Below are 22,259 nucleotides of genomic sequence, written 5' to 3'. Positions count from 1 at the left end.
GGCTAGCCCCCCCCACCGAAGCTGGCGGCCAGGGTACCGACCGTCATGGACCAGCCATCCACCAGCACGAACACCATCAGCTTGAAGGGCAGCGAGATGATGAGGGGCGAGAGCATCATCATCCCCATGGCCATCAGCACGCTGGCGACCACCAGATCGATCACCAGGAAGGGGATGAACAGCATGAAGCCTATCTGGAAGGCGGTATTGAGCTCACTCAGGACAAAGGCGGGCAGCAGCACGCCGAAGGGCACCTGCGCCTTGGTGAGGGTGGTTGGCTCCCCCGAGATCCGCAGCATCTGCTCCAGATCCGGCTCCCGGGTCTGGGCCAGCATGAAGCGGCGCAGGGGCTGCTCGGCCCGGCTGACCCCCTCGGACAAGGAGATCTCGTCCTGGTCATAGGGCACGAAGGCGTGCTCGTACATCTCGGTCCAGACCGGTCGCATGATGACCAGGGTCAGGATCAGGCTGATGCCGATCAGCACCCGGTTAGGCGGGCTCTGCTGCAGACCCAGTGCCTGGCGCAAGATGGCCAGCACTATGATGATGCGGGTGAAACTGGTCATCATCAGCAACAGGGTCGGCAACAGCCCCAGCAGGGTCATGAAGAAGAGGATCTGCAACTTGATGTTGTAGTCCTCCCCCCCATCCGCCCCGGGGGCCACCGAGAAGAGGGTCATGTCCGCGCCAAGGCTGGGCAGGGCGACGAACAGCAGCAGCGGCAGCAGGGCGCGCATCAGTCGTCCATGCCACCCAGCAGCTTGGTATCGACCACGTCCACCAGACGCAGGCCGTACTTGCCATTGACCACCACCACCTCGCCCCGGGCCAGCAACTTGCCATTGACCCTCACATCCAGCGGTTCACCGGCCAGCTTGTCCAGCTCGATGACGGCGCCCTCCTCGACCCGCATCAGGTCGCCCAGGGGCACCTCGGCGCTGGCCACCTCCAGGGTCACCTTGACCGGGATCTGGCGAAAGAAGGAGAGATCCCTCGGCTTGCCATTACCGGTCGGCGCCTGGTAATCGGCCGCGCTCGGCATGCCGAGTTCGTCATCAAACAGCTGATCCAGGCCGTCGAGGTCCAGGGGATCATTGATGTTGTGTTCGTTCATCTCGTGCTTACTCCTCTATCACTGCCGTCACCTGATACACCAGGCTGCCTTTTTGCTCGGCAATGCGTCCATTGAAACAGGGGCGGCTGCCGATGAGGGCAGGCACCAGTTCGGGCATGTCCAGCGCCAGCACATCGCCGACCTGGAGGCTCTCAAGGTCGGCCAGGGTCATGGCCATCTGTCCCATCACCACCCGCAGCTGCACCGGCAGATGGGCCAGGGCCTGGGCCAGCTCATTGCTGGCGGGACGCTGATCGGTCAGTTGCTGCTCGGTTTCCGCCTGCACCCACCACAGGCGCCATTGATGACGATGCTCCCCCAGACTCAGGGTTGCCTCGCTGGACCAGAGCGCAGGCCCCAGTGGCAGCGCATCGGCAGGCACAGGGGCAAGCTGCCAGCCCAGATCGCCAAGCCCCATGCAGGAGGAGAGGATATCGACCTGGTATTGGCAGAGGCGGTGGAGCAGACGTTGCTCAGTATCGCTGAGGCTCTTGACCTGACTGGGCTCCTCGTCAGCCTGCAGCTGACCCCCGAAGAAGATCACGGCGAGCCGATAGATGACAGGCGCCGAGATGGAGAAAAACACCCGATAGTCTTCATCGTGGCGAGCCCTGGCTTCAATCCAGAACTGCTGCTCCTCGGGGGGGAAATGAGCGGCGCTGACGAAATCCTGAAACACCAGATCGCACTCGGCGCTGTTGAAGAGTTGGGCCATGCATCCGGCCGCCTGCAGGGAGAAGGTCGCCAAGTGGGCATTCATCTGCTTGAGATGGCCCTGCTTGGCTCGCTCCACACCGAGCAGATCATAGCGAGGAAGCGCGCGCCCCTGCTCGGCCGGCAGCAGCCGGGAGGGTGTTAGCGTTACGCTGCTAGCTGACATTGCGAATTCACCTTAACCATGTACATGCCGCCCTGACCCCATGTCCGGATAGCGGGACGGGCAAGACGAGGGGACCAGTCGAGTTGAAGCGACCAAAATGGGCGGGAACTGTATTACAAAATCGAAAAAGGCGCCATCGGGCCGAACCGGGCCCATAAAGAAAAATCCCGGACCAGAAGGTACCGGGATTCTTGTGGGTAGCATCTACCCTGGAATAAGGTCGGAGTCGGCCTGTAAGCCGGGTTCTGTACCGGGTTGCCCCGGTGACAATCATTCCTCTAGGCCAGCAATCGCTCACTGGCTCCAGCAACCTACCCGCCCCCAACGCGGGCCGCGCCAATAGGGGCCTATTTGGTCTTGCTTCGGGTGGAGTTTACCGTGCCACGAACTGTTGCCAGTCGCGCGGTGCGCTCTTACCGCACCCTTTCACCCTTACCTGATCCCTTGCGGGCCATCGGCGGTTTGCTCTCTGTTGCACTGGTCGTAGGCTCGCGCCTCCCAGGCGTTACCTGGCACCCTGCCCTATGAAGCCCGGACTTTCCTCCCCTCCGCCCGTCTGTCCCGAGGGACACAACGACGAAGCAGCGATTGTCCGGCCGACTCCGAGGCGCGGATTATAGCCTCGCGAGGCGGACGGGGTAAACCGTCAATTCCGGTTTACGGCAATTAATAATGCTCCAGGCCGTATTTGTAGAGGGCGTTCTTCTTCACGCCGTGGATGTCGGCGGTCAGGGCCGCCGCTTTTTTCAGCGGCAGCTCGGCCACCAGCAGCCCCAGTGTGCGGATCGCCTCGGCAGGCAACGCTTCATCCAGCTTGCTGGCACCGGCGACCACCAGCACGATTTCGCCGCGGCAACGGTTCTCGTCCTCCCCCAGCCAGGCCAGCATCTCGGAGGCGGGCAGGCCGTGAATGGACTCGAAGGTCTTGGTCAGCTCGCGGCACACCACCACCTGACGCTCCCCCAGGATGCGGGCGATGGCCTCCACCGTCTCCTGCACCCGGCGCGGAGACTCATAGAACACCAGGGAGCGGGTGTCTTCGATGATAGCCTGCAGCCTGTCGTCCCGGCCCTTGGCTTTCGCAGGCAGGAACCCTTCGAAGGCGAAGCGATCGGTGGGCAGACCGGCGGCGGAGAGTGCCGTGATGGCGGCGCAGGGGCCCGGCAGCGGCACCACCTTGACTCCGGCCTCGCGACAACGGGTGACCAGGTGGTAGCCGGGGTCGCTGATGAGGGGAGTCCCCGCATCCGAGACCAGGGCGACGCTCTTGCCCTCCTTGATCTTCGCGATCAGGACATCGGCCTTCTGCTGCTCGTTGTGGTCATGGAGGGGGAAGGTCGCCACCGAGATCTGGTAGTGATGCAGCAATATGCCGGTGTGACGGGTATCTTCCGCCGCCACCAGATCGACACGGCGCAGGGTGTCCAGGGCGCGCTGGGTGATATCCGCCAGATTGCCTATGGGGGTGGGGACTATATAGAGGGTTGGGGTATCACTCATGGGATCTCCGAGCGTCCCGACAATTGTGTCGCCATATTGGCCCGTTTACACTATGGGGAACTTCAACACTGGTCGGGGAATAAACTTGAACCGGGTTACAAAGCAGCTAAGTGTATCACGACTCTTCGGCATCCTACTCGCAGCCTTGCTGCTCGCGGGTTGTGCGTCGGAACCCAATCAACCGTCAGGGCAGGAAGGGGGTCTCTCCGCCTTCGCCAAACTGACCCAGACCCCGGATGCCTATCTCGCCAAGGTGGACCCGGCCAAGCCGGACGAAGCCTTCATCTGGCAGACCCTGGCCGCTCGCAGTTATCTGGCTCAGGGCCAGATCAACCCGGCCCAGGCCCTGCTGCAGCAGTTGCAAAAGCAGGCAAAGACCCCGCAGCAGCAAGCTCAGGCCCAGCTGCTTGAGGCTCATCTGCTGCTGGCCCAGGGCAATGCCAACCAGGCCTTGATCCTGCTGGAGGCCAAGCCGGCGGTGGAGCTCGATGGCGACACCCAGCGTGACTGGTATCGTCAGCGCACCGTGCTGCAGCTCGACATCAACAACAAGTTTGGCGCAGCCAAGTCATTGATCCTGCTCGAGCCTTACCTGAGTCAGGGGGAAGTTGCCACCAACCACAAGCAGATCTGGTCCCTGCTCAAGAGCATGACCCCCTCCACCCTGCTGGCGCTGGAAGAGGCGCCTGCACCGGATGTGGTCACCGGCTGGCTGCGACTGGCCGCCCTGGTCAACGAGTTTGGCGCCCAACCGAGTCAGCTGGCACGCCAACTCGACGGCTGGAAGCGTGACTTCCCGAATCACCCCGCCCAGCAGGACATGCCGGCCGGCCTCGGCGACCTGGCCAGCACGGCCGGGCTTGCTCCCCAGCAGATCGCCGTCCTGCTGCCCCTGTCCGGCAACCTGGAACAGCAGGGCTCGGCCATTCGCAACGGCATGCTGATGTCCTACAAGGAGCAAGGCGGTCAATACAGCCTGAACTTCTATGACACCCAGACCAAGGCCATCGGCGATCTCTACCGGCAAGCCCTCCAGGATGGCGCCGACATGATCATTGGCCCCCTGCTCAAGGACAGGGTCGACGAGCTGCTCAAGCTCAATCCGGCCGTGCCCGTGCTCGCCCTGAACGAGCTGGACAAGCCTGTGGTCAATGACAATACCTTCTATTTCTCCCTCTCCGCCGTCGCCGATGCGAGCCAGGCCGCCCACTACCTGTTTGGCCAGGGTTATCGCAAACCCTTGCTGATCGCCGCCCAGGGCCGCATCGGCTATGGCAGCATCAAGGCGTTCGAGCAGACCTGGAACGGTCTGAGCCAGGACAAGCCTGTGGTCGCCACCTTTGGCTCCCGCAAGGAAGTGCCCGGCATGGTGAAGAATGCCCTCAGTGGCCGCTCCACCGCGCGGGCCGGCGAGATAGTGCAGCTCAGCGATGAGACGCCCCGCAGCATAGACGTGGTCTACCTGGTCGCCAACAACCTAGAGACCCGGATGGTGAAGCCCTATGTGGATATCTCGGTCAATCCCATGGGCAGCCTGCCCATCTACACTGGACCGCGCGGCTATGACAGCGGTGCCACCGAGGTCACCTCCGAGCTCAACGGCCTGCACATCGGTGACATGCCGCTGATGCTGGGCGAATTCAACGAGCTGCGCGGCAAGGCACAGCTGCTCTGGCCACAGACCCAGGGCGATCTGCTGCGCCTGTTCGCCCTCGGCTATGACGCCATCAGCCTGAGCCCCAACCTGATGCAGATGCGCAGCGTCGGCGCCATGAAGCAGGCGGGCCTGAGCGGTCAGCTCAGCGTTGGCCCGGACGGGGTGATACAGCGTGAACAGAGCTGGGCCACCTATCGGGATGGCTCCCTGCTCGACGCCGCCGGCAACCCCATCGGCATGGAGCAACCCCAGCTCCCCGACACCCCGGAGTCCAGCGATGAAGCACCGGCTCAAACCCCTGATGCAGCGTTGCCTGAACCTGTTCCAGACGACGCAGACACAGGGTCAGCACTTTGAGTCCGCGGCGGCGGACTGGTTGCAGGCCCGGGGCCTGCAACTGGTCAGCCGCAACTACCGCTGCCGCGGTGGTGAACTGGATCTCATCATGCGCCAGGGCGAGACCCTGGTGTTTGTCGAGGTCAGATACCGGGCCGATGACGGCCATGGCGGCGCCGCCGCCTCGGTCACCCCTGCCAAACGGCGCAAGCTCATGCTGGCCGCGCGCCACTATTTGACGCACCATGGCATCAACGAGGCCAGCCAGGCCTGTCGATTCGATGTGCTGGCGTTCGAGGGCAACCAGCCTGACTGGATCCAGAACGCATTTTAAGAGGACCCCATGACAGATCGCATCAAAGAGAACTACACGGAAAGCATTCAAACCAAGATCGCCGCCGCCGAGGCGTTGCCGGATGCCATTCACACCGCCGCCCAGATGATCACCATCTGCCTGCTCAACGGCCACAAGGTGCTGGCCTGCGGCAATGGTCCCTCCGCCGCCCTGGCCCAGCTGTTCATCAGCGAGCTGGTCAACTGCTATGAGACCCAGCGCCCCTCCCTGCCCGGCATGGCCCTGACGGCAGACATGGCCACCATCAGCGCCGTGGCCACCGACCATGGCTTCGAAGAGGTGTATGCCAAACAGATCCGCGCTCTGGGTCAACCCGGCGACATCCTGGTGGTCATCACCACCACGGGCAACAGCCGCAGCCTGATCAAGGCAGCCGAGGCCGCCCTCTCCCGCGACATGACCATAGTCGTGCTCGGTGGCGGCGATGGTGGCGAGATGGCCGGCCTGCTCGGTCCGAATGACGTGGAGATCCGGGTTCCCTCCTCCCGTCGGCCACGCATTCTGGAAGTCAACCTGTTGACCCTGCACTGCCTGTGTGATCTCATCGATCAGACGCTTTTCCCGCAACAAGAGGACTGACATCTTGAAAAAGACCATGATAATGGCCTTGGTGACCGGCACCCTGCTGCTGCAAGGCTGTGCGGCCGTGCTGGTCGGAGGCGCCGCCGGCACAGCGTCGAGCGTGGGGGATCGCCGCACCCTGAGTACCCAGTGGGACGATCAGGCCATCGAGCTGAAAGCGGCCAATCTGCTGGCCGACAACAAGGCGCTCTCCGCGGCCAGCAAGATCAGTGTCTACAGCAACAACGGTCGCGTCCTGCTGGTCGGTCAGACGCCGACCGATGCCTACAAGCTGGCCGCGGGTCAGACGGTCGGCCGCATCGAAGGGGTGCGCCATGTCTACAACGAGTTGCGCCTGGGCAAGCCGGTGAGCATAGCCACCCGCAGCAACGATTCCTGGATCACCTCCAAGGTCCGCGCCGACATGCTGGCCGCCAAGAACTTCGACAGTACCAAGGTCAAGGTGGTCACCGAAAATGGCGAGGTATTCCTGATAGGCCTGGTGACCCGCAAGGAGGGGGAGCAGTCGGTCGAGATTGCCCGCCACGTCAGCGGCGTCACCCGGGTCATCAAGGCATTCGAATATGCCCAGTGAGCCCCCTGAATAGAAAAACGCAGCCCATGGGCTGCGTTTTTTATTGGTTTCAAGCGATCACTTGATGACCTTGAGGCTCGGTCTGCCGCTCGGCCGTGGTGGCTCGGGATCCGGCAGTTCCTGCTCCTGTGCCTGTTCCAACCAGAGATCATAGCCAGGCTCGGGCGGGAACAGGGTGCCCACACCGTTTTCCCTGGCATGGATGGCCAGAATGGCCGCCATCGGGATATAGACCTGCTGGGATACGCCGCCGAAACGGGCACTGAAGCTGACCGCATCATTATCCATGTGGAACTGCATCACCGCCCGCGGCGCTATGTTCAGCACTATCTGCCCATCCTGGGCATACTGCAGGGGCACCTGCACATGGGGGATGTTGACGTTCACCACCAGATGGGGCGTCAGATCATTGTCCAGCAGCCAATCGAAGAACGCCCGCAACAGGTACGGGCGACTCGGCGTCATTGTCGGTTCCATGCTCATACGCCGGCGCGGATCTCGCGCTCGGCTTCGGTCAGGGAAGCCTGGAAGGATTCACGCTCGAACAGGCGAACCATGTAGGCTTTCAGCTCTTTCGCGCCACGGCCACCCAGATCGATACCCAGACTCGGCAGACGCCACAGCAAGGGGGCCATGTAGCAATCGACCAGACCGAACTCTTCGCTCATGAAATAGGGCATTTCGCCGAAGATGGGCGCGATAGCCAGCAGGTTGTCCCGCAGCTCGTTGCGTGCCGCCTCGACGTCGTTACCCGCCAGGATCTTGTCGGCCAGCGAGTACCAGTCCAGCTCGATGCGATGCATCATCAGACGGCTGTTACCACGGGCTACCGGGTAGACAGGCATCAGCGGCGGATGAGGGAAGCGCTCGTCCAGATACTCCATGATGATGCGCGAGGTGTAGAGCGCAAGCTCACGATCCACCAGGGTCGGTACGGAGTTGTAGGGGTTCAGCTCCGCCAGTTCATCCGGCAGGTTGCTCGGGTCAACCTGGCAGATATCTACGCTAACACCCTTCTCCGCCAGGACAATGCGCACCTGATGGCTGAACATATCGTTGGCACCGGAAAACAGCGTCATTACCGAACGCTTATTGGCAGCTACAGCCATTGAACCCTCCCGTCATTAAAAAGCAGAAACGGCAATGAAGTAGCTTGGACCTCATTGCCGTGCATTATATTACTCGGATCTGGTCGCTTAGTGAACGTCGCGCCAGAATTCCTTCTTCAACAGCACAGTGAAGATGAAGAAGATAGCGATAAAACCCAGCACCCAGAAGCCCATGCGTTCGCGCTCCAGTTTGACCGGCTCAGCCGAGTAGACCAGGAAGTTTACCAGATCCAGCACCGTCTGATCATACTCTTCGTTCGTCATTTCACCATTGCCGTCGGATTTGATGCCGACAACCTCGTGCACCTCCTGGCCATCGACCAGGCGGGTCTCCTGTTCCAGACGCGGCGTACCCTGGAGCGGTTCCAGCACGTGGGGCATGCCCACGGACGGGAACACCAGGTTGTTCACCCCGAACGGACGGGTCTCGTCCACGTAGAAGGAGCGCAGGTAGGTGTAGATCCAGTCAGCACCACGCACTCGGGCCACCAGGGTCAAGTCCGGCGGCGGGGCACCGAACCAGCGGGCCGCATCCTTCTCGGCGATGGAGCTCTTCATCAGATCCCCCACCTTGGCGCCGTTGAAGATGAGGTTCTCCCGCATCAGGTCCTCGGGAATATCCAGATCCGCGGCCACCCGGTTGTAACGCTGGTACTGGGTCGAGTGGCAGCCGGCGCAATAGTTCATGAAGGTGGTGGCACCGCGCTGCAGGGACGCCTTGTCACTCAGATCATAATGAGCCGTGTCCAGCGGCACGCTGGTACCCGCCGCCATGGCCAACCCGGGCAACAGCGCGAGCACAGCAAAGATTATCCTTTTCATTTGAATGTGACCCTCTCCGGCAGCGGCTTGGTGTTTTCATTTTTGCTGTAGAAGAACAGCAGGACAAAGAACCCGAAGTAGCCGAGTGAACAGATCTGTGCGATCAGCGTCAGGGTCGGCGTGGAGGGCAGCACCCCCAACACCCCGAGGATGAAGAAGCAGACCACAAACTGGGCGATGTTCAGCTTGTGCAACATGCTGCGGTAACGCACCGAACGTACCTTGCAGCGGTCCAGCCAGGGCAGCAGGAACAGCACCACGATGGAGAGACCCATCATGATGACGCCGAGCAACTTGTCCGGTACCGCCCGCAAGATGGCGTAGAAGGGGGTGAAGTACCAGACAGGGGCAATATGCTCTGGCGTCTTCAAGCCATTGGCCACTTCAAAGTTCGGCTTCTCGAGGAAGTAACCCCACATGTCCGGCTTGAAGAAGATGATGGCGCAGAAGAAGAACAGGAAACCGGCCACGCCGATCATGTCCTTGACCGTGAAGTAGGGGTGGAACGCGACGGCGTCCAGCGGCCAGCCGTTCTCATCCTTGTGCTTCTTGATGTCGATGCCATCCGGGTTATTGGAGCCTACCTCGTGCAGCGCCAGGATGTGCATGGCCACCAGCAGCACCAGCACCAGCGGCAAGGCAATGACATGGAGCGCAAAGAAGCGGTTCAGGGTAGCCCCCGAGATGACGTAGTCCCCCCGGATCCACAGGGTCAGATCGTCGCCGATGACCGGAATGGCACCAAACAGCGAGATGATGACCTGGGCACCCCAGAAGGACATCTGGCCCCAGGGCAACAGGTAGCCCATGAAGGCTTCTGCCATCAGCACCAGGAAGATCAGCATGCCGAAGATCCACAGCAGCTCGCGGGGTTTCTGGTAAGAGCCGTAGATCAGACCACGGAACATGTGCAGATAGACCACCACGAAGAAGGCGGAGGCGCCGGTGCTGTGCATGTAGCGCAGCAGCCAACCGTAATCCACATCCCGCATGATGTATTCGACGGAGGCAAAGGCGCCTTCCGCCGACGGGTTGTAGTTCATGGTCAGCCAGATGCCGGTGATGATCTGGTTGACCAGCACCAACATGGCAAGGGAACCGAAAAAGTACCAGAAGTTCAGGTTCTTCGGCGCTGGGTACTTGGCCATATGGTCGTTGTACATGGCCGTGAGCGGGAAGCGATAGTCAATCCAGCCCATCAATTTGGCAAACATGGTCAGGCCTCCTTGCCATCGGCACCGACCAGGATGGTGGTGTCGTTGAGATACTGGTACGGCGGGATCACCAGGTTCAGCGGAGCCGGAACTCCCTGGAACACGCGACCGGCCATGTCAAACTTGGAGCCATGACAAGGGCAGAAAAAGCCAGAGCTGACTCCCTCGACCTGCTCGCCGAAGCTGTCCGGCAGATAGGACGGGGAACATCCCAGATGGGTGCAAATACCGACGGCCACGAAGATTTCAGGCTTGATGGAGCGATATCCGTTGTGAGCGTAATCTGGCTGCTGGGGTTCGTCGGAGTTGGGGTCACGCAACAGCTGGTCGTGGGTGGGCAGGCCATCGAGCGTCTGCTTGGTACGATTGACCACCCAGACCGGCTTGCCGCGCCATTCGACGCGAATGAGTTGACCCGGTTCCAACTTGCTGATGTCGACTTCAACCGGAGCACCTGCGGCCTTGGCCTTGGCACTCGGGTTCCATGATTTTATAAACGGCACTGCGGTAAAAGCAGCCCCTACCCCACCAACGGCGACCGTTGACCAGGTAAGAAATCTGCGGCGACCGGTATCAACTGGCGCATTGCTCATCCAAAAACTCTCCCATGTGGACTCCGCGCATTCTTATAATGTCCCTGTTCCCCTGTGACAACAGCGGCGGAAGCAGGAGTTACAATTGTCACAGAAAAATCGAGGAAATTTTAAAGAAAAGATAACAAGTTGACAAGAAAGACAAGCGGAGGGCAAAAACAATAAAGACACAAATTTTTGTCTTTTGTGACGTGAAGTTAGCAATAGCGTGGAAAATGTTACCAATAAAAAAAGCCTGGCGACCGCCAGGCTTTTTTGACACTCGAAAGAGTGAGTACCAAAAGCGAATTAACGCTTGGAGTACTGCGGACGCTTACGAGCTTTGTGCAGACCGACTTTCTTACGCTCAACCTTACGGGCATCGCGAGTAACAAAGCCTGCTTTACGCAGTTCGGAACGCAGGGTCTCATCGTACTGCATCAGAGCACGAGTGATACCGTGGCGGATCGCACCAGCTTGACCGGAGATGCCACCACCGTTAACGGTGATGTACAGATCCAGTTTCTCGGTCATCTCAACCAGTTCCAGCGGCTGACGAACTACCATGCGGGCAGTCGGACGACCGAAGTACTGCTCCAGGGAGCGCTGGTTGATTACGATTTTACCGCTACCCGCTTTGATGAATACGCGAGCAGTGGAGCTTTTGCGACGGCCGGTACCGTAGTATTGATTTTCTGCCATGTTGCCAGTTCCCGATTAGATATCCAGTACTTGAGGTTGCTGAGCAGCATGAGCGTGCTCGGCGCCTGCGTAAACTTTCAGTTTACGGAACATGGCACGGCCCAGCGGGCCCTTCGGCAGCATGCCTTTGACAGCAGCTTCGATAACCATTTCCGGTTTACGCTGAATCAGCTTGTCAAAGCTGATTGACTTGATACCACCCGGGAAACCGGAGTGAGCGTGGTACATTTTGTCGGTAAATTTCTTACCGGTTACGTGTACCTTCTCAGCGTTTACCACGATGATGTAATCACCGGTGTCAACGTGCGGAGTGTACTCAGCTTTGTGCTTACCACGCAGACGAGCAGCGATCTCGGTTGCGATACGACCCAGAGTTTTACCTTCTGCGTCCACAATGTACCAGTCACGTTTTACGGTTTCTGGCTTGGCAACGAAAGTTTTCATTAAGTTAAACCCAATTACCTGTTACAGACCCAATTGCTTATGGGGGCTCTCCCACAAACAACAAACGATGGCCTACCTGTACCCCTTCGAATACAAGTAAAGCTTTAAAGTATTGCTGTCTTATCGACAGCTGTAACGTGGGCCGGGCGATTATAAGTGAAGTTGCCTTAAATATCACCTGCTAATTTCACTGCCATGAAGCTAGCAAATGTCGCCCGACCCTACCTGCCGCAGATGCCCATCCGACTGGCAGGCGCGGTATTGTGACTAAGGAAGGTGCACTCTGGCAAGGTATTCGTGCGATTGCATCTCTTGCAGCCGTGAAAGACAGCGCCGGAACTCGAAGTCGAGCAAGCCGCTGCCATAGAGTTCGGCCATGGGAACCGCGGCCGAGACGATGAGTTTGACGTGCCGCTCATAGAACTCGTCCACCATGGCGATGAAGCGGCGCGCCGCATCGTCCGAGCCGGCTCCCATGGGCTGAACCCCGGCCAGCAAGACAGAGTGGAACAGCCGCGACAGCTCAATGTAGTCCCCCTGGGAGCGCGCCGTGCAGCAGAGCTCGTCGAAGCCGATGTAGAGCACGCCCTCTTCGGCACCCAGGCAGTTCAGTTGGCGGTGGTTTATCTCTATGGCTCCCGGCTGCGCCTGCTTTTTCCCCGCCAACTGCTGAAAATAACGGTCCAGGTTGGTCCTGGCCTGGGCGTCGAGGGGATAATGATAGATCTCGGCCTGCTCCAGGGTACGCAGCCGGTAGTCGACCCCGCCATCGACATTGAGGATCTCGCAATGCTGCTCGATGAGCGCGATGGCCGGCAGGAAGCGAGCCCGTTGCAGACCATTGCGATAGAGATCCCTAGGTGGAATGTTGGAGGTGGCCACCAGCACCACGCCATGACCAAACAGCGCCTGAAACAGGGTGCCGAGCAGCATGGCATCCGTGATGTCGGAGACAAAAAACTCGTCAAAGCAGATGATGTCCGTCTCATCGGCCAGGTGACGTGCGATGATCAGCAGGGGATCGGCCTGCCCGGTCAATCCCTTGAGCTCATCGTGCACCCTGTGCATGAAACGGTGGAAGTGGACTCGCAGCTTGCGCTCCCCCGGCAGGCTGTCGAAGAAGGTATCCATCAGCCAGGTCTTGCCTCTGCCCACACCGCCCCACATATATAACCCCTGGATGGGTTGCCGCCCTTTGGGCTTTTGCCACCACCCCAGCAGGCCGCGGGATCTGGTCGGAGTCGGGCGGGCGCAGAAATCCTGATAGAGTCGCTCCAGGTGTGTCACTGCCATCGCCTGGGCCGGATCGGCCTGAAAATCAGCGCGTTGCAGATCTTGCTGATATTTTTGCTGCGGGGTCATCCTGTCAAACGCCTCCAAGTCCCTGAATTGAGGACAAAAGGGTATCACGGCCTCGGGGCGCACGGTATAGTGCCCCCAGGTCTGACGGCCATCCGAAGCCGTCATCCACATGTTGAATTAGCTGTAACAAGGAGCATCTATGAGTCTGTTAAATGGGATCTTGCTGGCCGTTGCCGCCCTGATTATCGGAGTCCTGATCGGTCGTTTTACCGTGCGCAGCCGCGATGCCGGTCGCCTCGAGCGCGAACTCAACACCGCCCGCAAGGACATGGAAAGTTACCAGGGCCAGATCAACAACCACTTTGCCGACAGTGCCGCCCTGATGGAACAGCTGGCCGAGCAGTATCAGACCCTGTATCGCCACATGGCCGAGCAGAGCAAATTCCTGGCCAAGGCCGAGGAGCCGCTGTTCCGTGAGCCGGAAGTGGAAGCCGCTCCCGCCGACGAGGAAGCGAACCAGGGCCTGCCTCCGCGGGACTATGCCGGCAGCGCCTCCGGTCTGCTGAAACAATCCAGTTGACACTTTTCGGGAACTAATCCCTTGATCTGCGGTCAGATCCTTGGCGAAAGCACAGTCAATTAACTGGGAGCTGTTATTCATATGCGTAAACCTCTTTCTCTGCTCAGCGTGCTAGCCCTCAGCGTCGGTATCGCCCTCTCTGCGGCCCCCGCCCAGGCGGCACTGCCCTCCTTGATGGGAAATCAGGATATTCCGAGTCTGGCCCCCGTGCTGGAACAGGTGACCCCTGCCGTGGTCAATATTTCCGTCTCCGGCAAGAAAATCACCAGACAGCGTCTGCCCGAGCAGTTCCGCTTCTTCTTCGGCCCCAACATGCCAAATGAACAGGTGAGCGAGCAGCCCTTCCAGGCGCTCGGTTCCGGGGTCATCATCGATGCCAAGAAGGGTTACGTGATCACCAACGCCCACGTGATCCACGAGGCAGACGAGATCAAGGTCAGCCTGAAGGATGGCCGCGAATTTACCGCCAAGAAGATAGGCGAGGACAAGCAGTCCGATATCGCCCTGCTGCAGATCAAGAGCGATGACCTGACCGCCATCAAGCTGGCAGACTCCGACGATCTGAGGGTCGGCGATTATGCCCTGGCCATCGGCAACCCGTTCGGTCTCGGCCAGACTGTGACCTCCGGCATCGTCAGTGCGCTCGGTCGCAGCGGCCTCAATATCGAGAACTTCGAAAACTTCATCCAGACCGATGCGGCCATCAACTCGGGCAACTCGGGCGGCGCCCTGCTCAACCTGCGTGGCGAGCTGATCGGCATCAACACCGCCATCCTGGGCCCCAATGGCGGCAACATCGGTATCGGCTTCGCCATTCCGTCCAACATGGTGCGTGACCTGTCCGAACAGATCATCAAGTATGGCGAGGTGCGTCGTGGCCAGCTGGGCATCACTGGCGCCGAACTGACCTCTGATCTGGCCAAGACCTTTGGTTCCACCAAGCAGAACGGCGCCTTCGTCAACCAGGTCATGCCGGGCTCGGCCGCCGACAAGGCGGGTATCAAGGCCGGTGACATCATCTCCAGCATCGATGGCAAGGCGATCCGCTCGTTCGGGGAGCTACGTGCCAAGATAGCCACCATGGGCGCGGGCAAGCAGGTCATCCTCGGCATAGTGCGCGATGGCAAGGAAGAGAGCGTCAAGGTCACCCTGAAACAGGCCGATGACAGCGAGGTGCGTGCCAGCGCCCTGCATCCTGCCCTGGAAGGGGCCAAGCTCAGCACCACCACGGATCCGGTGACCGGTGTCGCCGTGTCCGACATCGATGCCCGCTCCCCGGCGGCCGCGTCCGGCCTGCAGAAGGGGGACGTGATCATCGGCGTCAACCGGCTGAGGGTGAACACCCTGGCCGACCTGACCAAGGCGCTGAAGAACAAGCCGGATGTGCTGGCCCTCAACATCCAGCGAGGCGACTCCTCCCTCTATCTGGTGATCCGCTAGGACCACCCCTGCCTTGTAGCCTCCATCACCCGCGACCCAGGTCGCGGGTGATTTTTATTCATCGTTAGTGTTATTCTCTGCTGGCAGCGACCAGCAATGAGAATGACATGAAAATCCCACCTCTGATCAGTTACTTGGGCAAGTCGATCGCCTTTGGCCTCATGGTCGCAGCCCTGTTGCTGCTATTCTTTCCCACCCTCAGAGGCGGCGCTCTGCTGCCCGACCTCATCAGCAACAGCCGGGAGATGAGTTTCTCCTATGCCGCCCACCGCGCCGGTCCTGCCGTGGTCAACATCTATACCCGCAGTTTTGCCGGTGCCCGCGGCGAGAAGGCTGAGCTGAGGCCCCAGGGGCTGGGGTCCGGGGTCATCATGAACCCGCGCGGCCATGTGCTGACCAACTACCATGTCATCGCCGACGCGGATCAGATCATAGTCGCACTGCAAGATGGCCGGGTGTTCAGCGCCGAGCTGGTGGGGACCGATCGCCTGACCGATCTCGCCGTGCTCTACATCGAATCGGACAACCTGCCTGTGATCCCCCAGGATCCCGACCTGCGCCCGGACGTGGGGGACGTGGTACTCGCCATCGGCAACCCCTATAACGTCGGCCAGACCATCACCCAGGGCATCATCAGCGCCACCGGCCGCCTCGGCCTCTCCAGCATGGGCCCCGACAGCAACGGCCGTCAGGATCTGCTGCAGACCGATGCCGCCATCAATGAAGGCAACTCGGGCGGCGCCCTGGTCAATGCCAACGGCGATCTGGTCGGCATCAACACCGCTGCCTATCACCTCAACGGCAACCAGGAGAGCTACGGCATCAGCTTCGCCATTCCCTATCGCCTCGCCAAACGCATCATGGATGAACTGATCACCAACGGCCGGGTCATCCGTGGCTACCTCGGCATCTCCAGCGTCGAGATCAACCCCATAGTGGCGCGCATGATGAACCTCGGCGATCTGCGCGGCCTGGTCGTGGAGAGCCTGGATCCCGCCGGCCCCGCCGCCAGGGGTGGACTGAGGCGCGGTGACGTCCTGCTCAAGATCAACGGCGAGGCCATCAGCGGGGTGCGAGCCGCCATGGACAAGATTGTCGAGAGCCGCCCGGGTGCCCAGATGACGATTTCCGTCATCCGCGACGGCAAGCCCTTCGAGCTGACCGTCACCATAGAGGAAGATCTGCGCTACCAGAATCAGCAGGCCGCCAGCGCGGCAGGGTCCAGCTGACCCCAGATTCCCGCAGGCGGCCCCTCGCCGCCCGCCCAGCCTCGCGCCGACAACATGATCCGGCTCACACTCTCACCCGGTTCCTGCAGCGCCCCCTTCCTTGCACCATCTGTGAATCCCCTCACAGATCCCGGCCCTCATCGCCGCCTCAAGCCGATCCAGATCAAATAAACACCGCCCCTTCGGCCCCTGCTGACGGATTTCCGCTTGCTGGTGGAAAAACCCTGCCTCCCGCCCGCTCCCGGAGATGACATAGGGTAAGCCCATATCTCGTCGTCATCAGGAGAGCAGAGCGTGCAAACCCCTCATCACAACCTCACCCCGGACAGTGCGCCCATCGGCCGCAAGAGCAACGATGTCCTGGCCCGCATCTACCCGCTGCTGGGGGAGCACGGCATAGTACCCAATGAAGTCCAGCAGCAGATGCTGGCCTCCCACGTCAAGGCCATGGTGTGGCGCTCCCATAGCGGCGAGCCCCTGCCGGAGGTCGATCTCTCCCTGTTCGAGGAGATCTCCCCCCTCTCGCTGCGGCTGGCCGAACAGGTCGTCGCCTGGCTGGATCATCTGGCCTATGAAGAAGCCCATCTGTTATCGGTCCACTTCGAAGTGGCCAAAGAGAACGAACTCAGCTCAGTCAAAGGAGAACACTAAATGTCGGCTATCAAACTCGTGATTGGTGATCGTCTCGGCAAGGGACAAAAAGTAGGGGCCGGCGCCGAGGCCGCCGGCGCCAGCGTGACCGTGATCCCCGGCATGGCCGCGGACATGAAGCTTGGCGATGTGATGAACAGGGAGCAGGCGGATCTTGGCATCTCCTTCTGTGGCAGCGGCGGCGCCGGTGCCATCACGGCCCAGACCAAGTACGGCTACAAGTGCCGCTATGGCATGCGTTCGGTCGAAGAGGGGGTCACCGCCATCAACGAGGGCTGCGTGGTGCTGGGTTTCGGTTTCATGGACAAGGAAGAGCTGGGTCAGAAGCTGGTCGAAGCCTTCGCCAAGAAGCACGGGCGCACCTGATGAACCACCAGTTCACCAGTGAGGTGAGGGTGAGCGGCAATGGCGCCACCCGGCAACAGGCCTTCGCCGCCGCCCTCAGTAAGGTGCAGTCGAGCCTGCTCAAGGAGACGGAGCAGGTGCTGCTGCGCGTCGAACCTCTGGCGGTCAAGGTGCTCAAGGCCGAGGAGTCGGTGCGGGTGGAAAAGTTCCTGTTCTTCTTCCTGCCGAGAACCCGTCATGAATTTCGGGTCGAGCTCGAGATCCAGGTCAGCATCAACGCGATCGATACCCGGCAGCTGGAGTTCACCCGGGTGTAGCGCGCTTCAAAAAGGATAGGTTGCATGTTTCTAATCATTTTCATCAAGTCGCTGATCATCGGCGGCCTGGTCGGCGTCGGGGTCGGCGCCGGCGCGGCGCGGATGTTCCATGCCCCGACCTGCCAGGGAATGGGGGCTTTTCGCACCCTGGGGGAGCTCAACTCCTGCGAAGGGGATCCTGCCTCCCACTTCTCCTTCGGCCTTGGCTTCTTCTTCAACGCCTGGGCCTCGACCGTCGCCGCGGGCGCCTTCACCCAGGACGTGGATCACCGCATCATCCCGCACTGGGCCACGGCCGTGCTGATGATCAACAACCGGGACCTGAGCACCACCCTGCACGATCCCAGGAAGATGGCCATCGCCGGCGGCCTCATCGGCGCCATCGTGGTGGCGTTTCTCAACAGCACGGCCGCCGCCGTCCCCGAGGCGCTGCAGGTGACCGCCGTCAAGGTGCTGGTCCCCGCCGCCAACCTGCTGGTCAATACCATCATGCCGGTGATCTTCTGGCTGGCCGCCATCGAGGCGGGCAAGAAGTCCGGCTTCTGGGCCACCATCTTCGGCGGCCTGGCCCAGCTCATCATGGGCAACGCCGTGCCGGGTCTGGTGCTCGGCATCCTGATCGGCAAGGGGGTGGAAGAGAGCGGCTGGAACCATGTCACCCGGGTGATGATGGTCGCCATCGTGCTGCTGTTCGTGCTGAGCGGCTTCTTCCGCGGCTTCGACATGAAACTGATTGAATCCTTCCACCTCGGGGTTCCCCTGTGGCTGGAGAACATCCATAACCTGCTGGTCAGCAAATAAGAGGGCATCACAGTGGATGAGAAATTGAGAAACAACTTCTGGTATGCCGACTGGTCCTTCCCCATTTTCGTGGGACTGCTCTCGGCCGGGGTGTTTGCCGGTACCCATATGTACTACCTGTACGGGGTGGGCGCCTTCAACGAGGTGGCCTTCGTCGCCATGCTCAAGGCCGGGATAGACACGGGCGTCTATGGTGCGGTCGCCGCCTTCGGTGCCAGCTTCCTGTTCGCCCGCATCATTGAGGGCTCCCTGGTGGGGATACTCGACATAGGAGGCGCCATCCAGACCGGGGTAGGTCTGGGGATCCCGGCCCTGCTGATGGGGGCTGGCATCGTCTATCCCCTGGAGAGCTTCGGCGCCTCCCTGGCCACCGGCATGCTGATCGGCGTCGCCATCGGCGGCATCATCATCCTGGCCCGCAAGTTCACCATCAACCAGAGCGACTCCACCTACGGGGCGGATGTGATGATGGGGGCGGGCAACAGCTCAGGCCGCTTCCTCGGTCCCCTGATCATCCTCTCCGCCATGGGGGCCTCCATCCCCATCGGCCTGGGCTCTCTGTTCGGTGCCCTGCTGTTCTATCTCTGGGGCAAGCCCATCACGGGGGGGGCCATCCTGGGCGCCATGCTGCTGGGGGCCTTCTTCCCGGTAGCCATCTCCTGACCCTGCCGCTCGTCGCCAGCGCGGCGAGCGGATCCTGCGAGGCACATCCATGTACGACATCATCATCAGAGGGGCCCGCCTGGCTGGCGGCGAGCTGACCGACATCGCCATCCAGGATGGCAAGATTGCCGCCCTGGGGGCGCTCGAGGGGGCTGACGCCCAGCGCGACGTCCGTCTCGACGGCCGCCTCTACCTCAGCGCGGGCTGGATAGACTCCCACACCCACTGCTACCCCCACTCCCCCATCTACCAGGATGAGCCGGACAAGATAGGGGTCCAGGCCGGCGTCACCACCGTCATCGATGCCGGCAGCACAGGCGCCGACGACGTGGACGCATTCAAGGCGCTGACGGAGCAATGTCAGACCCGGGTTCACGCCCTGCTCAACATCTCCCGCATCGGCCTGCTGCGCCAGAACGAGCTGGCCGATGCCGCCGACATAGACCCAGCCCTGGCCCGGGCCGCCATCGCCCGCCACCCCGACTTCATCGTCGGCATCAAGGCGCGCATGAGCGGCAGCGTGGTGGGGGACAACGGCCTGGCGCCGCTGCGCATCGCCAAGCAGATCCAGCAGGACAACGGCAAGCTGCCGCTCATGGTCCATGTGGGCAATACGCCGCCGGATCTCGACGAGCTGGTCGCCCTGCTCGGCGACGGGGATCTGCTGACCCACTGCTACAACGGCAAGCCGAACCGCATCCTGACCCCGACCGGAGAGCTGCGGGTGGCGGTGCGCGACGCCATGCGCCGCGGCATGAAGCTGGATGTGGGTCACGGTGGCGCCAGCTTCAGCTTCGAGGTGGCCGAGCAGGCCATCGCGGCCGGAGTGCTGCCGGACACCATCAGCTCGGATATCTATTGCAAGAACCGAATCAAGGGCCCTGTCTACAGCCTGGCCCATGTGATGTCCAAGTTTCTCGCCATCGGTCTGCCCCTGGAGCGGGTCATCGCCTGCGTCACCAGCCGGGCCGCCGATGCCCTGCGGCTGACCGGCAAGGGGCGGCTCGAGGTGGGTGCCGACGCGGACCTGACCCTGTTCGAGCTGGCCCACCAGCCATGCCTGTTTGCCGATACCGAGGCGCAGCAGCGCGCCGGGGAATACCAACTGCTGCCCGTCGCCGCCCTGGTGGCCGGCACCCTGACACTGACTCAATACGGGGAATCTCACCATGCCTTCTGTCTATGAGAAATATGCGCTCAAACCCGTGATCAACGCCTCCGGGCGCATGACCATTCTCGGGGTGTCGACCCCGGCGCCCGAGGTGCAAGAGGCCGTCGCGTTCGGTCTGGATCACTACTTCGAGCTGAAGGATCTGGTCGACAAGAGCGGCGCCTACATAGCCCGCCTGCTGGGCGTGGAAGATGCCGTGGTGGTCTCCTGCGCCTCCGCCGGCATCGCCCAGTCGGTGGCCGCCGTGATAGTGCGGGGCGACCCCTACCGCCTCGAGCACCTTCACGCCCACGACCATGGCGTACCGAGCGAGATAGTGCTGGCCAAGGGCCACAATGTAAACTTCGGCGCGCCGGTCGGCACCATGGTCAACCTCGGCGGCGGCACCCTGGTCGAGGCCGGTTACGCCAACGAGTGCTCCCCGGCCCAGCTGGCGGCGGCCATAGGACCGAACACGGCGGCACTCCTCTACATCAAGTCCCACCACTGCGTGCAGAAGAGCATGCTGTCGGTGGCCGAGGCGGCCGAGGTGGCCCGGGCCCATGGGCTCCCTCTCATCGTCGATGCGGCGGCGGAGGAAGATCTGCGCCTCTACGACCGCCTGGGTGCGGATCTGGTCATCTACAGCGGCGCCAAGGCCATCGAGGGCCCCACCAGCGGCCTGGTGCTCGGCAAGCGTCAATATGTGGAGTGGGTCAAGCAACAGAGCGGCGGCATAGGTCGCGCCATGAAGGTGGGCAAGGAGGGGATCCTGGGGCTGACCCGGGCCATAGAGCGCTACCTGGCCACGGAGCCCGAGAGCGGCGCCGCCATGGTGGCCAAGATGACCCCCTTCATCGAGGGGCTCAATCGCCTGAGCGGCATCAGCGCCCGCGTGGTATGGGACGGCGCCGGACGCGACATCGCCCGCACCGAGATCGCCTTCGATGAGCAGCAGCTCGGCTACCACGCCAGGGAGGCCGTCAGCGCCTTGCAGGCAGGCAACCCCGCCATCTATTGCCGTGGCTACCGTGCCAACGAAGGCAAGATTGAAATCGACGTGCGCAGCGTCAATCCGGACCAGCTCGCACAGATCCAGGATGCCATCGCCCGACTGGGCCAGGAGAAGCGTTAATGAAACTGACCCCCAACTACTACCGTGACCGTGTCTGCCTCAATGTGCTGGCGGGCTCCAAACACAATGCCGTCGAGGTCCATGCGGCCGCCGAGGGCCATGTGCTGGTCGGGGTGCTCTCCAAGAGCTACCCGGATGTGCCGAGCGCCGTGGCCGACATGGCCGACTACGCCGCCCTCATCGACAACGCCCTCTCCATCGGCCTGGGAGCCGGGGATCCCCGCCAGTCCGCCATGGTGACCGAGCTGGCCCGCCAGCTGCAGCCCCAGCACGTGAATCAGGTCTTCACCGGGGTCGGGGCCAGCCGGGCCCTGCTCGGCCAGTCAGAGACCCTGGTCAACGGCCTCATCTCCCCCAGCGGCACCCCGGGCATGGTGAAGATCTCCACCGGCCCCCTCAGCGCCCGGCAACCCGATGGCATAGTGCCCATCGACACCGCCATCGCCCTGCTCAAGGACATGGGGGGCAGCTCGGTCAAGTTCTTCCCCATGGGGGGTCTGGCCTGCCGCGCCGAGTATCAGGCGGTGGCCGAGGCCTGCGCCCGCCACGGCTTCTCGCTGGAGCCCACCGGCGGCATCGACCTCGACAACTTCGAGGAGATAGTGCGCATCGCCCTGGAGGCCGGGGTCGAGAAGGTGATCCCCCATGTCTACAGCTCCATCATGGATCCCGAGAGCGGAGAGACTCGCCCGCAGGATGTGCGCGCCCTGCTCGCCATCGTCAAGAGGCTGCTGGCCTGATGAGACGGGAGGGCGCATCCGTGCCCTCCTTCTCCCGACCCCCAG

The 22,259-nt window shown here is 61.7% G+C and carries 27 protein-coding genes and 1 other RNA gene; 15 read left to right on the top strand and 13 right to left on the bottom strand.

All coding sequences use genetic code 11. From position 1 onward, the window contains the following. Positions 1-2: 2 nt before the first annotated feature. The 5 genes from fliP to rsmI all read right to left on the bottom strand — a co-directional run bounded on the left by fliP (position 3) and on the right by rsmI (position 3,494). Entirely contained in the window at positions 3-737 is a 735-nt protein-coding gene (gene fliP, locus BN1119_RS18195; RefSeq protein ID WP_042001547.1) for a flagellar type III secretion system pore protein FliP, read from the bottom strand. Next, positions 737-1,114 (bottom strand): lateral flagellar motor switch protein LfiN, encoded by a 378-nt coding sequence (gene lfiN, locus BN1119_RS18190; RefSeq protein WP_042001545.1) that lies wholly within the window; start codon positions 1,112-1,114, stop codon positions 737-739. The genes fliP and lfiN overlap by 1 nt, the downstream gene beginning before the upstream one ends. Before the next feature lie 7 nt (positions 1,115-1,121). Further along, positions 1,122-1,994, bottom strand: a complete 873-nt coding sequence (locus tag BN1119_RS18185) for a FliM/FliN family flagellar motor switch protein (RefSeq protein WP_084205561.1) — start codon at positions 1,992-1,994, stop codon at positions 1,122-1,124. A 218-nt stretch (positions 1,995-2,212) separates the two neighbouring features. Next, positions 2,213-2,598: RNase P RNA component class A (gene rnpB / locus BN1119_RS19685), an RNA gene on the bottom strand. A gap of 62 nt (positions 2,599-2,660) precedes the next feature. After that, positions 2,661-3,494: a 16S rRNA (cytidine(1402)-2'-O)-methyltransferase gene (rsmI, locus tag BN1119_RS18180; RefSeq protein ID WP_042001544.1), complete on the bottom strand. Its 834-nt coding sequence runs from the start codon at positions 3,492-3,494 to the stop codon at positions 2,661-2,663. An 85-nt stretch (positions 3,495-3,579) separates the two neighbouring features. Between rsmI and BN1119_RS18175 the strand changes: the two genes are divergently transcribed. From BN1119_RS18175 to dolP, 4 genes are read left to right on the top strand one after another with little or no spacing between them, the layout of a single operon-like run. After that, positions 3,580-5,508 carry a penicillin-binding protein activator gene (locus tag BN1119_RS18175; RefSeq protein WP_244463762.1) on the top strand — a complete coding sequence of 643 codons (1,929 nt, stop codon included), beginning with the start codon at positions 3,580-3,582 and terminating at the stop codon, positions 5,506-5,508. Then, positions 5,429-5,821 carry a YraN family protein gene (locus tag BN1119_RS18170; protein ID WP_084205560.1) on the top strand — a complete coding sequence of 131 codons (393 nt, stop codon included), beginning with the start codon at positions 5,429-5,431 and terminating at the stop codon, positions 5,819-5,821. Before BN1119_RS18175 ends, BN1119_RS18170 begins: the two co-directional genes overlap by 80 nt. A gap of 9 nt (positions 5,822-5,830) precedes the next feature. Further along, positions 5,831-6,421: a D-sedoheptulose-7-phosphate isomerase gene (locus BN1119_RS18165; protein ID WP_042001540.1), complete on the top strand. Its 591-nt coding sequence runs from the start codon at positions 5,831-5,833 to the stop codon at positions 6,419-6,421. Between the two features lie 16 nt (positions 6,422-6,437). Continuing rightward, a complete protein-coding gene (gene dolP / locus BN1119_RS18160; protein WP_374704014.1) occupies positions 6,438-6,998 on the top strand; it encodes a division/outer membrane stress-associated lipid-binding lipoprotein in 561 nt (186 codons plus the stop codon). A 57-nt stretch (positions 6,999-7,055) separates the two neighbouring features. On the opposite strand, the gene BN1119_RS18155 is transcribed toward dolP, so the two are convergent. The 8 genes from BN1119_RS18155 to zapE all read right to left on the bottom strand — a co-directional run bounded on the left by BN1119_RS18155 (position 7,056) and on the right by zapE (position 13,223). Beyond that, positions 7,056-7,481, bottom strand: a complete 426-nt coding sequence (locus BN1119_RS18155) for a ClpXP protease specificity-enhancing factor (RefSeq protein WP_042001538.1) — start codon at positions 7,479-7,481, stop codon at positions 7,056-7,058. After that, positions 7,478-8,107, bottom strand: coding sequence for a stringent starvation protein SspA (gene sspA, locus BN1119_RS18150; RefSeq protein ID WP_042001535.1), 630 nt, complete (start codon positions 8,105-8,107; stop codon positions 7,478-7,480). The genes BN1119_RS18155 and sspA overlap by 4 nt, the downstream gene beginning before the upstream one ends. An 87-nt stretch (positions 8,108-8,194) precedes the next feature. Next, a complete protein-coding gene (locus BN1119_RS18145; protein WP_042001532.1) occupies positions 8,195-8,929 on the bottom strand; it encodes a cytochrome c1 in 735 nt (244 codons plus the stop codon). Continuing rightward, on the bottom strand, positions 8,926-10,143 hold the full coding sequence (locus BN1119_RS18140) for a cytochrome b (RefSeq protein WP_042001529.1): 1,218 nt from the start codon (positions 10,141-10,143) through the stop codon (positions 8,926-8,928). The genes BN1119_RS18145 and BN1119_RS18140 overlap by 4 nt, the downstream gene beginning before the upstream one ends. A gap of 2 nt (positions 10,144-10,145) precedes the next feature. After that, a complete protein-coding gene (gene petA, locus BN1119_RS18135) occupies positions 10,146-10,736 on the bottom strand; it encodes a ubiquinol-cytochrome c reductase iron-sulfur subunit (RefSeq protein WP_042001526.1) in 591 nt (196 codons plus the stop codon). A gap of 288 nt (positions 10,737-11,024) precedes the next feature. Continuing rightward, positions 11,025-11,417, bottom strand: a complete 393-nt coding sequence (rpsI, locus tag BN1119_RS18130) for a 30S ribosomal protein S9 (protein ID WP_005336286.1) — start codon at positions 11,415-11,417, stop codon at positions 11,025-11,027. A 15-nt stretch (positions 11,418-11,432) separates the two neighbouring features. Continuing rightward, a complete protein-coding gene (gene rplM / locus BN1119_RS18125) occupies positions 11,433-11,861 on the bottom strand; it encodes a 50S ribosomal protein L13 (protein ID WP_005336289.1) in 429 nt (142 codons plus the stop codon). 267 nt (positions 11,862-12,128) lie between these two features. Continuing rightward, entirely contained in the window at positions 12,129-13,223 is a 1,095-nt protein-coding gene (gene zapE, locus BN1119_RS18120; RefSeq protein WP_042001520.1) for a cell division protein ZapE, read from the bottom strand. Positions 13,224-13,362: 139 nt separating this feature from the next. Between zapE and BN1119_RS18115 the strand changes: the two genes are divergently transcribed. The 11 genes from BN1119_RS18115 to dagF all read left to right on the top strand — a co-directional run bounded on the left by BN1119_RS18115 (position 13,363) and on the right by dagF (position 22,214). Further along, positions 13,363-13,743 carry a Z-ring associated ZapG family protein gene (locus tag BN1119_RS18115; protein WP_042001518.1) on the top strand — a complete coding sequence of 127 codons (381 nt, stop codon included), beginning with the start codon at positions 13,363-13,365 and terminating at the stop codon, positions 13,741-13,743. A gap of 81 nt (positions 13,744-13,824) precedes the next feature. After that, positions 13,825-15,183, top strand: coding sequence for a DegQ family serine endoprotease (locus BN1119_RS18110; protein ID WP_042001515.1), 1,359 nt, complete (start codon positions 13,825-13,827; stop codon positions 15,181-15,183). A 107-nt stretch (positions 15,184-15,290) separates the two neighbouring features. After that, positions 15,291-16,412 (top strand): outer membrane-stress sensor serine endopeptidase DegS, encoded by a 1,122-nt coding sequence (degS, locus tag BN1119_RS18105; RefSeq protein WP_042001512.1) that lies wholly within the window; start codon positions 15,291-15,293, stop codon positions 16,410-16,412. A 294-nt stretch (positions 16,413-16,706) separates the two neighbouring features. Continuing rightward, positions 16,707-17,063 (top strand): transcriptional regulator, encoded by a 357-nt coding sequence (locus tag BN1119_RS18095; protein WP_042001506.1) that lies wholly within the window; start codon positions 16,707-16,709, stop codon positions 17,061-17,063. Next, positions 17,064-17,429 (top strand): SFCGS family glycine-rich protein, encoded by a 366-nt coding sequence (locus BN1119_RS18090; RefSeq protein WP_042001503.1) that lies wholly within the window; start codon positions 17,064-17,066, stop codon positions 17,427-17,429. Continuing rightward, a complete protein-coding gene (locus BN1119_RS18085) occupies positions 17,429-17,725 on the top strand; it encodes a DUF4312 family protein (protein WP_042001500.1) in 297 nt (98 codons plus the stop codon). Before BN1119_RS18090 ends, BN1119_RS18085 begins: the two co-directional genes overlap by 1 nt. Positions 17,726-17,749: 24 nt before the next feature. Further along, entirely contained in the window at positions 17,750-18,526 is a 777-nt protein-coding gene (locus BN1119_RS18080; protein ID WP_042001497.1) for a DUF4311 domain-containing protein, read from the top strand. A 12-nt stretch (positions 18,527-18,538) separates the two neighbouring features. Further along, positions 18,539-19,189, top strand: coding sequence for a DUF4310 family protein (locus BN1119_RS18075; protein ID WP_042001495.1), 651 nt, complete (start codon positions 18,539-18,541; stop codon positions 19,187-19,189). Between the two features lie 49 nt (positions 19,190-19,238). Next, positions 19,239-20,375, top strand: coding sequence for an amidohydrolase/deacetylase family metallohydrolase (locus BN1119_RS18070; protein WP_042001492.1), 1,137 nt, complete (start codon positions 19,239-19,241; stop codon positions 20,373-20,375). Beyond that, the gene (locus BN1119_RS18065; RefSeq protein ID WP_042001489.1) at positions 20,359-21,474 is read left to right on the top strand and encodes a DgaE family pyridoxal phosphate-dependent ammonia lyase; all 1,116 of its coding nucleotides are present in this window, start codon (positions 20,359-20,361) and stop codon (positions 21,472-21,474) included. The genes BN1119_RS18070 and BN1119_RS18065 overlap by 17 nt, the downstream gene beginning before the upstream one ends. Then, positions 21,474-22,214 carry a 2-dehydro-3-deoxy-phosphogluconate aldolase gene (dagF, locus tag BN1119_RS18060; RefSeq protein ID WP_042001486.1) on the top strand — a complete coding sequence of 247 codons (741 nt, stop codon included), beginning with the start codon at positions 21,474-21,476 and terminating at the stop codon, positions 22,212-22,214. The genes BN1119_RS18065 and dagF overlap by 1 nt, the downstream gene beginning before the upstream one ends. Positions 22,215-22,259: the final 45 nt, after the last annotated feature.

It is taken from the genome of Aeromonas bivalvium (assembly GCF_000819765.1).
GTDB lineage: Bacteria > Pseudomonadota > Gammaproteobacteria > Enterobacterales > Aeromonadaceae > Aeromonas > Aeromonas bivalvium.
This window is presented reverse-complemented; position numbering and strand designations above follow the sequence as displayed.